Source organism: Denitratisoma sp. DHT3, assembly GCF_007833355.1.
In the GTDB taxonomy this organism is placed as follows: domain Bacteria; phylum Pseudomonadota; class Gammaproteobacteria; order Burkholderiales; family Rhodocyclaceae; genus Denitratisoma.
In genome coordinates, this window is record NZ_CP020914.1 from 3,045,237 (window position 1) to 3,058,183 (window position 12,947).

At 68.7% G+C, this 12,947-nt stretch carries 14 protein-coding genes; 8 read left to right on the forward strand and 6 right to left on the reverse strand.

Going from position 1 to position 12,947, the window contains the following annotated elements:
• The first annotated feature begins 101 nt into the window (after positions 1 to 101).
• Positions 102 to 1,571 carry a 4-hydroxy-3-polyprenylbenzoate decarboxylase gene (gene ubiD, locus B9N43_RS14085; RefSeq protein ID WP_145842820.1) on the forward strand — a complete coding sequence of 490 codons (1,470 nt, stop codon included), beginning with the start codon at positions 102 to 104 and terminating at the stop codon, positions 1,569 to 1,571.
• Between the two features lie 36 nt (positions 1,572 to 1,607).
• Positions 1,608 to 2,093: a hypothetical protein gene (locus tag B9N43_RS14090; RefSeq protein WP_145842822.1), complete on the forward strand. Its 486-nt coding sequence runs from the start codon at positions 1,608 to 1,610 to the stop codon at positions 2,091 to 2,093.
• Positions 2,094 to 2,100: 7 nt separating this feature from the next.
• Here the strand turns inward: B9N43_RS14090 and B9N43_RS14095 are convergent, their stop codons facing one another.
• Both B9N43_RS14095 and B9N43_RS14100 read right to left on the reverse strand, forming a co-directional pair.
• Entirely contained in the window at positions 2,101 to 3,450 is a 1,350-nt protein-coding gene (locus B9N43_RS14095) for a phosphotransferase (protein WP_145842823.1), read from the reverse strand.
• 59 nt (positions 3,451 to 3,509) lie between these two features.
• Entirely contained in the window at positions 3,510 to 5,030 is a 1,521-nt protein-coding gene (locus B9N43_RS14100; RefSeq protein WP_145842824.1) for a DUF1254 domain-containing protein, read from the reverse strand.
• 147 nt (positions 5,031 to 5,177) lie between these two features.
• Between B9N43_RS14100 and B9N43_RS14105 the strand changes: the two genes are divergently transcribed.
• On the forward strand, positions 5,178 to 7,550 hold the full coding sequence (locus tag B9N43_RS14105; RefSeq protein ID WP_145842825.1) for an arylsulfatase: 2,373 nt from the start codon (positions 5,178 to 5,180) through the stop codon (positions 7,548 to 7,550).
• A 184-nt stretch (positions 7,551 to 7,734) separates the two neighbouring features.
• Here B9N43_RS14105 and B9N43_RS14110 read toward each other — a convergent pair whose 3' ends face one another.
• Entirely contained in the window at positions 7,735 to 8,547 is an 813-nt protein-coding gene (locus tag B9N43_RS14110; RefSeq protein ID WP_145842826.1) for an enoyl-CoA hydratase/isomerase family protein, read from the reverse strand.
• Positions 8,548 to 8,554: 7 nt separating this feature from the next.
• Entirely contained in the window at positions 8,555 to 9,319 is a 765-nt protein-coding gene (locus B9N43_RS14115) for an SDR family NAD(P)-dependent oxidoreductase (protein ID WP_145842827.1), read from the reverse strand.
• Positions 9,320 to 9,619: 300 nt separating this feature from the next.
• Between B9N43_RS14115 and B9N43_RS14120 the strand changes: the two genes are divergently transcribed.
• The 3 genes from B9N43_RS14120 to B9N43_RS14130 are packed head-to-tail and all read left to right on the forward strand — an operon-like array spanning position 9,620 to position 10,607.
• Positions 9,620 to 9,925 carry a YqjD family protein gene (locus B9N43_RS14120; protein WP_145842828.1) on the forward strand — a complete coding sequence of 102 codons (306 nt, stop codon included), beginning with the start codon at positions 9,620 to 9,622 and terminating at the stop codon, positions 9,923 to 9,925.
• Positions 9,926 to 10,309 carry a phage holin family protein gene (locus B9N43_RS14125; RefSeq protein ID WP_145842830.1) on the forward strand — a complete coding sequence of 128 codons (384 nt, stop codon included), beginning with the start codon at positions 9,926 to 9,928 and terminating at the stop codon, positions 10,307 to 10,309.
• Between the two features lie 7 nt (positions 10,310 to 10,316).
• Positions 10,317 to 10,607 (forward strand): YqjK family protein, encoded by a 291-nt coding sequence (locus B9N43_RS14130; RefSeq protein ID WP_145842831.1) that lies wholly within the window; start codon positions 10,317 to 10,319, stop codon positions 10,605 to 10,607.
• Here the strand turns inward: B9N43_RS14130 and cobU are convergent.
• On the reverse strand, positions 10,594 to 11,163 hold the full coding sequence (gene cobU / locus B9N43_RS14135) for a bifunctional adenosylcobinamide kinase/adenosylcobinamide-phosphate guanylyltransferase (RefSeq protein ID WP_145843589.1): 570 nt from the start codon (positions 11,161 to 11,163) through the stop codon (positions 10,594 to 10,596). The two genes, B9N43_RS14130 and cobU, sit on opposite strands and share 14 nt — an antisense overlap.
• Positions 11,164 to 11,287: 124 nt before the next feature.
• Here cobU and B9N43_RS14140 point away from each other — a divergent pair, with 124 nt between their 5' ends.
• Both B9N43_RS14140 and cobC read left to right on the forward strand, forming a co-directional pair.
• A complete protein-coding gene (locus B9N43_RS14140; protein WP_145842832.1) occupies positions 11,288 to 12,061 on the forward strand; it encodes an adenosylcobinamide-GDP ribazoletransferase in 774 nt (257 codons plus the stop codon).
• Complete coding sequence (gene cobC / locus B9N43_RS14145) at positions 12,046 to 12,594, forward strand: alpha-ribazole phosphatase (protein ID WP_145842833.1); 549 nt, start codon at positions 12,046 to 12,048, stop codon at positions 12,592 to 12,594. Before B9N43_RS14140 ends, cobC begins: the two co-directional genes overlap by 16 nt.
• Here cobC and B9N43_RS14150 read toward each other — a convergent pair.
• Entirely contained in the window at positions 12,570 to 12,881 is a 312-nt protein-coding gene (locus B9N43_RS14150; protein ID WP_145842834.1) for a hypothetical protein, read from the reverse strand. The two genes, cobC and B9N43_RS14150, sit on opposite strands and share 25 nt — an antisense overlap.
• Between the last annotated feature and the right edge of the window lie 66 nt (positions 12,882 to 12,947).

A 12,947-nucleotide genomic window follows, 5' to 3' on the forward strand; every position in this document is an offset into this window, starting at 1 on the left:
GCATGGGGAGCGGAGTATGGGTTCTCCGGATTTTAAAGCAAGGGCTGGCCGCGGCCGGCCGCGCACGCTTGGCCCGGCGTCGCTGAAGTATCATTCCCGCCATGAAATACGACGACCTGCGCGACTTCATCGCCCAACTGGAAAAGCTCGGCGAACTCAAACGCATCGCCGTGGAAGTGGATCCCCGCCTGGAGATGACCGAGATCTGCGACCGCGTGCTGCGCGCCGGCGGTCCGGCGCTGCTGTTCGAGAAACCCAAGGGCAGCGATATCCCGGTGCTGGCCAACCTCTTCGGCACGCCAAGGCGCGTGGCCCTGGGCATGGGCGAGGAAGGGGACTGGAAGACGGCCTTGCGCGAGATCGGCAAGCTGCTGGCCTACCTCAAGGAACCCGAGCCGCCGCGCGGCCTGAAGGACGCCTGGGACAAGCTGCCGGTGCTGAAACAGGTGCTCAACATGGCGCCCAAGGTGGTGTCCTCGGCGCCCTGCCAGGCCGTGGTTTGGGAAGGCAAGGACGTCGATCTGTCGCGCCTGCCGGTGCAGACCTGCTGGCCGGGCGATGCCGGCCCGCTGATCACCTGGGGTCTGGTGGTGACGCGCGGCCCCCACAAGCCGCGGCAGAACCTGGGCATCTACCGTCAGCAGGTGATCGGCCCGAACAAGGTGATCATGCGCTGGCTGGCCCATCGCGGCGGCGCCCTCGACTTCCTCGAATTTCAGAAGGCCAACCCCGGCCAGCCCTTCCCGCTGGCGGTGGTGCTGGGCTGCGATCCGGCCACCATCCTGGGCGCGGTGACGCCGGTGCCCGACACGCTTTCCGAATACCAGTTCGCCGGCCTGCTGCGCGGCGGCAAGACCGAGCTGGTGCAGTGCCTGGGCTCCGACCTGCAGGTGCCGTCCTCCAGCGAGATCGTCCTCGAGGGCGTGATCCATCCGGACGAGACGGCCCTGGAGGGACCGTTTGGCGACCACACCGGCTACTACAACGAAGTGGCGGAATTCCCGGTGTTCACCGTCGAGCGCGTCACCATGCGCAAGAACCCGATCTACCACTCCACCTTCACCGGCAAGCCGCCCGACGAGCCGGCGGTGCTGGGCCTGGCGCTGAACGAGATTTTCGTGCCGCTGCTGCAGAAGCAGTTTCCCGAGATCGTCGATTTCTACCTGCCGCCCGAGGGCTGCTCCTACCGGCTGGCCGTGGTCAGCATCCGGAAGCAGTACCCGGGCCATGCCAAGCGCGTGATGTTCGGCATCTGGAGCTTCCTGCGCCAGTTCATGTACACCAAGTTCATCGTCGTCACCGACGACGACGTGGACATCCGCGACTGGAAGGAAGTGATCTGGGCGCTGACCACCCGGGTGGACGCGGCGCGCGACACCCTGATCGCCGAGAACACGCCGATCGACTACCTCGACTTCGCCTCGCCGGTGGCGAGCCTGGGCAGCAAGATGGGCATCGACGCCACCAACAAGTGGCCCGGCGAGACCAGCCGCGAATGGGGGCGGCCGATCGAGATGGACGCGGCGGTGAAGCGGCGGGTGGATGATCTGTGGCACAGCCTGGGGCTGTGAGGCGGCGTCAGGCCGCATAACGAGGAAGCCGACACCATGGCCCGCCCCGCCCCGCCCGAGGATTTCGAGGCCCGCTTCGACCACGCTTTCGCGATGGTCGCCTTCGTCGCCAACCGCTATCTGGTCAGCCATATGCGCCGGGTGATGGTGGAACTGGGCGTCGATCTGGAATCCGCCTTCATCTACGGCACCCTCGGCATGCTGAACATCGCGGCGGAAATGCCGCCCGGCACCGCGCCTTCGAGCATTCTCGAAGAGAGCGGCCAATTGCCGGAGGACCGCGTCCACCCGGTGCGGCTTTCCGACCTGAGCCAGGTGGCGGGCCTGCCGCGCGAGACGGTGCGGCGCAAGCTCGAAAAACTGCGCAGCCTGGGCAAGATCGAGCGTACCGCCGACGGCGCCTGGCAGGTCTGTCGCGTCGAGGCGGACTCCGTCTCCCGGGCCTTCACCCGGGAGACGGTGGTGCGGCTGCTGGCCACCGCCCAGGAAGTGAATCGGGTGCTGGACGCGACGGCGCCTTGATCCCGGTTCAGGCGTCGAAGCGCTGGGCGGGGAAGTGGCGGGTCATCGCCGATCCTTCCGGCCCCAGCAGCAATTGGGCGCGGCGATTGCGGCGGTAGAACAGCGGCACCAGCTCCCGGTCGTGGCGTCCGCGGGCCGCGTCGGCCAGGACGAAACGTTCCAGGGCCTCCTCGCCTTCCCGCCAGTCGGCCGGGCGCTGCCCCAGCAACGCCTGCAGATCGTCCAGATCGGCCTCCATGAGCGCCTGGCCGATCTCGTCCTGGCGTTGCAGATGGCGGGCCAGGCGGAAGGCGACGTGGAGCTGGTGGTTCAGGTAGTCGTCGTCGCTCTTGATCGTCCGCAGCGAACGGATCAGATGCTCGTGGCGGCCGGCCACGGGACTGGCCGCCGCCGCCGGGAGTTCGACCTGCGGCAGGTCGATGCCGAGGATCTCCGCCAGCGCCTCGGTGGCGAACAGGTCGGTCTCGGAGCACCAGCGCAGGTTGATCATCAGGTCCGATTCCGCCGGCGGCTCGCGCAGGGTCGCGCCCAGGGCCAGGTGGTTGGTCAGCGTGAAGGCGAAGTAGTAGATGCGGATCGCGTCGAGGTCCACCGGCCGCCCGGTCAATTCCTCATAGCGGGCGTAGAGCCGCTTGAAGTCGCCGTAGCCGATCACGGTGTCGCGGATGCGCCAGCCGGCCAGATCCATCATCGGGTCGCCCAGATGGCCCAACTCCAGGTCGAGGGCCGCGACGATGCGCCCGCCGGCGTGGTGGAACTGGCCGCTGTCCCACAGCACGGGCGCTTCCCGGCCGCGGGTGTCGGGCCAGTGGCGCTTGAGCCAGCCCAGGCAGAACTCCATGAAGGGTTCCGGATGGCGCTTGCGGCCGCGGTAGATCTCCTCGTAACGCCCGATGCCGATCCGTCCCGATTCCGCCGGCGTCGCCGCGCGACGAATGCCGGCGGCGACGAAGGGCTCGATCGGCAATTGATGGAGGCGGGCGAGGATCTGTAGATAGTCGTCCACCGCCGCCTGTCGCTCATCGGCCGTCGCCTGGGCGAAGTCCTCGCTGCCCGGCACCCGATCCATCACGTAGGCGCGCGGATCGTCGATCCAGCCATGGACCTTCGCCACCGGGATGCCGTGCTGCTGCAACAGCGCCTGGAAGCGCATCTCGTGGTCGAGGGGAAAGATCATCGGCATGTCGGTGCGCTCGCCGCGCACGCAGAGCGCCAGGGATTCGCCGTCGCGCTCCAGGTCGGCGAACCACACCGGCCGCCAGCGCGACTGGCGCGCGATGCGCACCACCCGGCCGCCGAGGTTCGCCTCCAGCCAGGCCGTGATCTTTTCGGTGGGGCTCTGCGCGCTGTCGCTCATCGGTGCTCTCCCAAGGCGGATATCGATGGCGCATGTTACGGCGGCTGGGCGCCGGACAGCTACTCCCGCCTGATCAGCGGCGGCGGCGTGTAGCTGCCGGCGACCACGGCGGGGCCGCCGACGAACACCCGCAGGTTGAGCATGAAGTCCCCGGCCGCCGGCGCCGGCAGCCAGTTGGCGGCCAGGGCGGGATCGGCGGGCGGCTCGGGCTGGATCAGCAGCGTCAGCGAGCCGTCGCGGCCGAACACCAGCGGGTCGGCGGAGCGCACCAGGTACTTGTGGCGCGGGTTGTCCACGAACAGGCCGTTGGTCCGGTCGTAGAGCGTGAGCGACCAGAAGCCGAACTTCTCCTTCAGCAGCGGCGGGATCTCGTCCGCGCGGAAGGTGAGGGTGTAGCGGTGGCCGCCGTTCAGCGGCCGTCCGGCGCCGTCGGCATAGGCGGTGTAGTAGGTGGCCTCCTCCGCGTGGTTGATGCCGATCGAACGCAACTGGATCATCGCCTGGGTGGCGATGCTGCCCGGCGCATCGCGGCGGCCGATGTTGACCGGGGGAATCTGCCAGCCGTTCCTGACCGGAAAGCCGTCGAGCAGCAGCGCCGTCATCGCGTGGTCCGCCGCCGTCGCGCCGGCGCGCAGCGCCTCCAGGCGCTGGGGATCGTCGGTAATCTCCAGGCCGGGCCCGACGCCGACCGGCGCGATGTAGTCGAGGAAGCCGCGATCCTCGCGCGGCGGCGGATTCTCCGCCATGTAGCGATTGGCGATGCGCAGCACCTGCACCGGGTCGCGGGCGAGCAGCGGGTTGTCCCGCAGGATGGCGGCGGGATCGGGCAGCGCGACCCGGACGGCGGGGTCGAGGAACGTCGCCAGCGGCGTGAGCCGGATCTGGTCCTGGAGCTTCACCACGGCCGGCACGTCGTCGAGGTTGCGGAAATAGATGCGCTGATAGATGTTGATCGAGGGCGTGGTCGCCCGCACCACCTCGCGGATGCCCGGCGGGCGCGGGCCGTTCCAGTCCGGGCCGACGATCAGGTAATGCCCCGCTTTCTGCCCCATCGTGCGCGAGCCGACGTAGGCGAAGGGATAGAAGTAGGCGTCGATCAGGGTGAAGCTGTAATAGCGGTCGGGAATGTCCGGCACGCTCAGCACCATCGGGCTGGCCTTCAGGTCGAGAAAGGCGGCGCCGTACAGCGTGTCGTTGTTCGGCATCGTGTCGGTGGTCTTGATCGAGGCCGGGGTGCGCACGGAGAGGAACTGGCCGAAGGGATTGCCGCGCTCGCCCATGTAGCGGGTGAAGTTGTAGAGGAACTCGTAGCGCTGCTTGGCGTGCAGATAGGCCGGCAGGGCGTAGAGATAGCCGGCCGCCGCCAACTGCGTGTCGAAATCGCGCCGGTAGGCGCGCGCGGTGTCGGCGGCAACGTCCTTGTGCAGGTGCAGGGGATTCCACTGGCCGGGGGCGGCCACGTTCTGCCGGGTGGCGAGTTCGCGGCCCGCGAATTCGGCGGTGGCGTTGGCGGCGCTGCCGGCCAGGCCGCAGAGGAACAGGCAGGTCGTCAGGAGATGGGATCGGGTGGGGGCGCGCATCGGTTTCTCCGCAGGGGCATGGGCCGCTCAATATATTTCCGACACCTGGGCCGAACCGATACCGTTTTGCCTATTTTGGGCGAGCAGCGCGGCCGGCGCGACGATGCCCATGCCACCATGAAAAATCCGAAGCGAAGGAGTAGACCCATGCCGATCCATCCGCATCTGCGCCGCCTGAGCGGCTTCCTGGCCGTGCTCGCGCTGGCCGCGTCGGCCATGGCCGCGCCATCCGCACCATCCGCACCGGACCGCAGCGTCCTGCCCCTGCCGCAGGCGCATTTCGCCGGCAAGGTGGGCCGCTATCCGGCGCAGTCCGATCCGCCGCTGTTCCCGGCCCAGCCGGCCGCGCCCAAGGGGGCGCCCAACGTGGTGCTGGTGCTGCTGGACGACGCCGGCTTCGGCCAGACCGCCACCTTCGGCGGCGCCATCGAAACCCCGGCCCTCGACAGGCTCGCCGGGCAGGGCCTGCGCTTCAACCAGTTCCACACCACGGGGCTGTGTTCCCCGACCCGCGCGGCGCTGCTCACCGGCCGCAACCATCACTCGGTGGGCAGCGGCAAGATCACCGAAATGGCCTCCGGTTACGACGGCTACAACTCGATGATAGGGCGCGACGCCGCCTCCGTCGCCCAGGTGCTGCGCTACAACGGCTATGCCACGGCGATGTTCGGCAAGAACCACAACACGCCGGACTGGGAGACCACGCCCGCCGGCCCCTTCGACCGCTGGCCCACCGGCCTGGGCTTCGAGTATTTCTACGGTTTCAACGGCGGCGAGACCAGCCAGTTCGAACCGACGCTGTACGAGAACACCCGTCCGGTGACGGAACAGGCCCGCCCGGCGGACTACCACCTCTCCACCGATCTGGCCACTCGCGCCATCGGCTGGGTGCGGCAGATCAAGGCGGTGACGCCGGACAAGCCATTCTTCCTCTACCTGGCGCCCGGCGCCACGCACGCGCCCCACCACGCGCCAGCGGAATGGATCGCCCGTTTCAAGGGACGCTTCGACGCCGGCTGGGATGAATACCGCCGGCTCACGCTGGAGCGGCAGAAGCAGATGGGCCTGGTGCCCGCCGACACCCAGCTCGCGCCGCGGTCCGACGGCATTCCCGCCTGGGATTCGCTGAACGCCGAGCAAAAGCGTATCGCCGCCCGCATGATGGAAGTCTTCGCCGGTTTCACCGCCCACGTGGACCACGAGATGGGGCGGGTGATCGACGCCGTGCGCGCCCTGCCCGACGGCGACAACACCCTGGTGCTGTTCGTCATTGGCGACAATGGTGCCAGCGCCGAGGGCGGCCCGCAGGGCACCCTGAACCCGCTGCCCCTCTACAACGGCCTGCTCGACGACAACGCCGAACTGCTGGCGCATCTGGACGAACTGGGCTCGGCCCGCCACAACAACCACTTTCCCTACGGCTGGGCGCTGGCGATGAACACGCCTTTCCCCTGGTACAAGATGGTGCCTTCGCATCTGGGCGCCATCCGCAACGGCCTGGTGGTGTCCTGGCCGGCCCGCTTCGCCGGCAAGGGCGCGGTGCGCAGCCAGTTCCACCACGTGGTCGACATCGCCCCCACCATCCTCGACGCGGCCGGCCTGCCCGCGCCCAAGCGGGTGGACGGCGTGGCCCAGCAGCCCATGGCGGGCGTCAGCATGGCCTACGCCTTCGACCATCCCGAGGCCCCGAGCCGGCGTCGCACCCAGTATTTCGAGATCCAGGGCAACCGCGCCATTTATCACGAAGGCTGGCTGGCCTCGGCCAAGTTCTTCGCCATTTCCGATTTCTTCGCCGGCCGTCCGACGCCCACCGATCCCTCGCAAGTGCGCTGGGAACTCTACGACCTGACGCGGGACTTCTCGCAGACCCGCGATCTGGCCGCCGCCGAACCGGCCCGGCTCAAGCGCATGGAGGCGCTGTTCTGGAAGGAGGCGCAGCGCTTCGGCGCCCTGCCGGTGACCGGCCTGAACACCGTGGAGGACATGGCCGGCGTCTATCGGCCCAACTACACCCGGGGCCGTGCGCAGTTCGTCTATCCCGCCGGCACCCAATTGCCCGAGGTCAGCGCGCCCAACGTCAAGAATCGCTCCTTCCGCATCGATGCCGAGGTGGCGCTCAAGCCGGACAGCGCGGGCGTGCTGGCGGCCGTGGGCGGGCGCCCCGGCGGTTTCAGTTTCTACGTCCAGGGGGGGCGTCTCTATTTCGACTACAACTTCCTCGACAAGCAACACGTCCGCATCGGTTCGCCGGACCCTCTGCCGCAGGGTGCGCGCACCCTGTCGGCGGTCTTCGCCTACGACGGCGGCGGCCCCGGCAAGGGCGGGACTGTGACGCTGCTGGCGGACGGCCGGAAACTCGCCGAGGGCCGCATCCCGCGCACCGTGCCGGCCCGCTTCGCACTGTCCGAAAGCTTCGACGTCGGATTGGACAGCGGCAGCCCGGTAAGCGCCGCCTACGCCGCCCCCTACCGGTTCAGCGGCGGGCTGGAGCGGGTCCGCGTGGAACTGGCGGCGCCTTGAGGGGCACCGGGAAAGTCAAGGGTGAGCCCTACAGCGCGCCCTTGGCTTTGAATGGATTGTAGTCTTTCAGGAAACAATCGAATGTTGTGTTCGGGGTCTCAAGAAGTTGCTCCAGTCCCTGTCTGGTGCATCAATTCAGACCCCGAATTTCATTCGATAATTGTATCTTCTGTGGAATCAATCGCTAAAGCGGCTTCCAGCGCGGCTTGGCACCCGTACCGAAGGCGGCCCGGGCATCGTCCATGCCGCCGGTGAAGCAGCCCAGCACCTGGGTGCGGTTCTCCAGCTCCATCGCCTGGCGCAGGCTGGGCGCATCGACGTTGGACCACAGGCCCTTCTTGGTCATCCACACCCCGTACTCCGAGTTCTCGGCGATCGCCCGCGCCGTCTCCAGCGCCGCCGCCGCCAGGTCCTCCGGCGCCGCCACGCGCGACACCAGCCGTATCTCGCGCGCCTCGTCGGCCTGGAAGATGCGGCCGGTGAGCATCAGCTCCGCCGCCGTGCCCGCGCCCACCAGGCGCGGCAGGAAATAGCTGACCCCCACGTCGCAGTTCGACAACCCGGTCTTGATGAACACCGCGCCGAACTTCGCCGCCGTCGAGGCGATGCGGATGTCGCTCGCCAAGGCGAGGGCCAGGCCGCCGCCCACCGCCGCGCCATTCACCGCGGCGATCACCGGTTTGTCGCATTCGTGGATCGCCAGCATCAGCTGCGCCAGGTATTCCTGGAACTTGTAGACGAAGCCCAGCGGGCCCATGCCGTCGGTGCCGGGAATGGCCCCGGGACTGGCGGGCTCCTGCATGTCGGCGCCGGAGCAGAAGCCCTTGCCTTCCCCGGTCAGGATCGCCACCCGCGTCTTGCGGTCGTTCTGCAGGCCCTGGAATACGGTCAGCAGTTCCTTGATCAGGGTGGCATTGATGGCGTTGAGCCGCTCCGGGCGGTTCATGCGCACTTCCAGGATGCCGTCCTCGATTTCGCGGCAGATCACGGTTTCCATACGCGCCTCACAAAGCCAGATAGCCGCCGTCGGCGACGACGGTGGTGCCGGTGGTGAAGCTGGACATGTCGCTGGCCAGGTACAGCACCGGGCCGAGGATCTCGTCGGTCTCGGCCACGCGCTTTTGCAGCGTGGTGGCGATGGAGCCTTCCATGAAGCCCGGCAGTTGCGCGGCGGAGTTGTCGAACATGTCGGAATGGAAGCTCCCCGGCGCCAGGGCATTCACCCGCACCCCCAGGCGCGCCCATTCCACCGCCATCACCTTGGTCAGGGCGTGCAGCGCCGACTTGGTGGCGGCGTAGAAGCCCTGGTAGGCCGGCGGCTTGAGGGCCGCCACGGAGATCACGTTGATGATGGAGCCGCCGCCGTGCTCGGCCATACGTGGCGCGGCGCGCGAGGCGAGATACCAGGGGCCCTTGGTGTTGACCTCGAACACCTTCTGGAACAGCTCCGGCGTCAGGTCGGTGAGGGGTGCCGTCACCGGGTTGGTGCCGGCATTGTTGATCAGGACGTCGAGCCTGCCGAAGCGCTGGTAGGTGGCGTCCAGCAGGGCGTCGAGGCTTTCCATCCGGCCCGCGTGCGCCGCGAACGGCAGCGCCTGGCGGCCCAGGGCGCGCACTTCCGCCGCCACCGTCTCGCAGGTGTCGAGCTTGCGGCTGGCGATCACCACGTCGGCGCCGGCCCGGGCCAGGCCCAGCACCATCGCCCGCCCCAGACCCCGGCTACCGCCGGTCACCAGGGCCACTTTGCCTTCCAGATTCACTTGGTACATCGTCTCGCTCCACAAAAAGAATCAGATTTCAGTGAGTAACGAAAAAGGGAAAAGCGGCACGCGCCGCCAGGCGCAAACGGCACGCCGTTGCCGCGGAGTTCTCCCGTGACTTTGCGCGGGGCGCGCATAAACTTCAAAGCAGAACAGAATCGATGGGTTGTCGTTGGTGAGTCGAATTGGCGCAGTATGAGCGATTAATCGTTGGCCGCGGCTGGATTCCGTCGGGGACCGTCGTTGCATCACCGGCACAGAATGGGTAGCCTGTCGCTGTTCTTTCGTTCATCTTTTCAGGAGTTCGCCATGACCGATACCGTCAGCAAGGAAAAATTGATCGCCGATTTCAATGTGGTGGTCGCCGATGCCGAGGAGCTGCTGAAAGCCACGGCCGGGCAGGCCAGCGGCAAGGTCGAGGAGCTGCGCGGGCGGGTGCAGGATCGCCTGGCCCAGGCCAAGGCCAGCCTGGTCGATGCGCAGGAGGCCGTGGTGGCCAAGGCCAAGGCCGTCGGCCATGCCACGGACGATTACGTGCATGACAATCCCTGGAAATCCGTCGGCATCGCCGCCGGCATCGGTCTGGTCGTCGGCCTGCTGATCGGGCGGCGTTAATTGTCCGAAGCCGCTACGCCCGGCATCTTCGGCTCGCTGCGCCGGTTGCTGGCGCATGGGCTGGAACTGCTGCAAACGCGGGCCGAGCTGCTGGCGGTCGAGCTGGAGCAGGAGCGCGCCCGGCTGCTGCGCCTCCTGGTCGCGGGCGCCGTCGCGGCGGCCAGCCTGGTGGTGGGGCTGGCGTTCCTCGCGGTGTTCGTCACCGTGCTGTTCTGGGACAGCCACCGTTTGTGGCTGCTGGGGGGCTTCGGCATCGCCTTCCTGCTGCTGGGCGGCGCTGCGCTGCTCTGGGCGCGGCGCCAGGGGTGTGTCGGCAGCAGCCTCTTCTCCGCCAGCCTGGACGAGTTGAGGCAGGACCGCGCCGCCCTCGCACCGCGCGAATGAACCAGCGATGAACCAGCGCGACCTCGAACTGGCGCTGAGAAAACAGCGGCTGCAACTCCACAGCGCCGCCCTGCGCCACCGGATCGCCGCCGATGCCGCCGGCCTGGCGCCGGCGTTCGCGGTCGCGGATCGCCTCGGCGATGGCTTGCGCTGGTTGCGCGAGCATCCCCGCTGGGTCGTCGGCGGACTGGTCGCCTTGCTGGTCGCCCGTCCCCGTGCCGCCCTGCGCTGGGGGCGGCGCGGCTGGTTCGTCTGGCGCGTCGCGCGGCGCGCGCTGGCCGCGCTCAGAGGTTCTTGAGTTCCAGCGGCAATCCGGCGGCGACCAGCGTCACGCGCCGGCAAAGCGCGGCGAGGCGCTGGTTGAGGCGTCCCTGTTCATCGGCGAACAGCCGGCTCAGCGCCCCCATCGGCACGATGCCCCAGCCCACTTCGTTGCTGACCATGATCACCCGCCCGGGAAGCGTCGGCAGCACGGTTTCCAGGGTCCGCAGTTCGCCGCGCAGCAGCGGGCAGTCCACCGCCGCGCCGGCTTCCGCCTGGGCGGCGGCGTCACCGCCGAGCACCAGGTTGGACAGCCACAGGGTCAGGCAGTCCACCAGCAGCAGCGCGTCCGGCCGCGCGTGGGCGGCCAGCGCCGCCGCCAGGTGCAGCGGCTCTTCCACCAGGCCCCAGGCCGCAGGGCGGCGCGCCCGATGATGCGCGATGCGGCGGGCCATTTCGTCGTCGCGGGCTTCGCCGGTGGCGACGTAGATCACCTCGACCCCCGCTTCGCGGGCGCGCCGCTCGGCCAGGGCGCTCTTCCCGGAGCGGGCGCCGCCCAGGATCAGTTCGGCAAGGCAAGGGTCGGTCGTCATCGGGGTGGAGAAGCGGCGGCGCAATGGCAAGGCGCCGTAGCATAGCACCGCCGCGTCGCCTCGATCCGCGGCACGGGTTGGATGCCTCATAATCCGCCCCGGCCTTTTCCGCCTTTTCGATCCGATGACCCCGCTGATCCGCGAACTCGAATATTTCTTCGCCGCCCTGCGCTTTTTCACCCGTCTGCCGGTGCCGGCCTGGGTGGGGCATTCCCAGGACCAACTGGACCAGGCGAGCCGTTACTTCCCGCTGGTGGGCCTGCTCGTCGGCGCCATCGGCGCCCTGGTCACCGAGACCGCGGCCTTCCTGTTTCCGGTGTCCCTGGCCATTCTGCTGGGCATGGCGGCCACGCTGCTGGCGACCGGCGCCTTTCACGAGGACGGCCTGGCCGATGCGATCGACGGTTTCGGTGGCGGCTGGGACAAGGCCCAGGTGCTGACCATCATGAAGGACTCGCGCATCGGTAGTTACGGCGCGATCGGCATCGGCCTGGCGCTGCTCGGCAAATACACGGCGCTCGTCGAAATCGACGCCGCCTTCGAGCCGCCTTTCCTCGCCGTGGCCTTGGTGGCGGGCCATGGCGTCTCGCGCCTGGCGGCGGCGAGCCTGATCCACGGCCTGAGCTATGCGCGCGAGGACGCGACCGCCAAATCGAAGCCGCTGGCGACGCGGTTGTCCGTGGGCGGGCTGGCCTGCGCCGCGCTGTTCGGCCTGGCGCCCTCGCTGCTGCTGGGGTGGAGCGCGCTGCTGCCGCTGGCGCTGGTCGCGCTGACCACGCTGCTGGCGGCCCGCTACTTCCAGCGCCGCCTCGGCGGCTATACCGGCGACTGCCTGGGCGCCACCCAGCAGTTGGCGGAACTGGCGTTCTATCTGGGATTGACGTGCAGCTTTATCTGATCCGCCATCCGCGGCCGGCGGTCGCCCCCGGCATCTGCTACGGCCGCACCGACCTGGGCCTGGCCGACGACGCGGCGGCCTGCGCCCGCCGCCTGGCGCCGCTTCTGCCGGCGCGGGCCCCGGTCTACACCAGTCCGCTGGAGCGCTGCCGGGCGTTGGCCGCGGCCCTGCATGCGAGTCCCCGGATCGACGCGCGCCTGCAGGAGATGCATTTCGGCGCCTGGGAGATGCAGCCCTGGGACCGCATCGACCGCGCGGCGCTGGACGCCTGGGCGGCGGCGCCGCTGCACTACGCGCCGCCGGGCGGCGAGTCGGTGGCGGCGCTCGGCCGGCGCGTGCTGGCGTTCATCGGGGAACTGGGCGCCGCGGGCCATGAGGCGGCGGTCCTCGTCACCCATGCCGGGGTGATGAAAGTGGTGGCGGCGCGGGTCCGCGATCTGCCGGAGACGGAGTGGCTGGGGCTGCGGTTCGATTATGGCGAACTGGTGCGGATGGTCTGGAGCGACGCTCAGATCGCGCGCAGCCAGTGGTAGGTGTAGTAGACGCCGGCCAGCATCAGGCCGACGACGACGACATCGGTCAGCCGGTTCTTGCCATCGACCAGCAGCCGTCCGGTCAGGGCGGCCCAGCCCAGGCCCAGCGCGGCCAGGATCAGGGGTGTCGCGATCAGCGGATGATTGATCTCGGCCTCCCACAGCCTGCCGGTCATGCGTTCGAGCCAGCCGTCGCTCCTGAGCAGATGGAAGGCGACGCCGCCGATGCCGATCAGCATCATCGCCAGCGCAAAAAAACTCCACAGGTCCTTCAGCAGCTTGTTCATGGTCCGGATTCGGTCGCTGAAACGCGCCCACTATGGCGTGGCGGCCGGAATCCTGGCAAGGCAAAA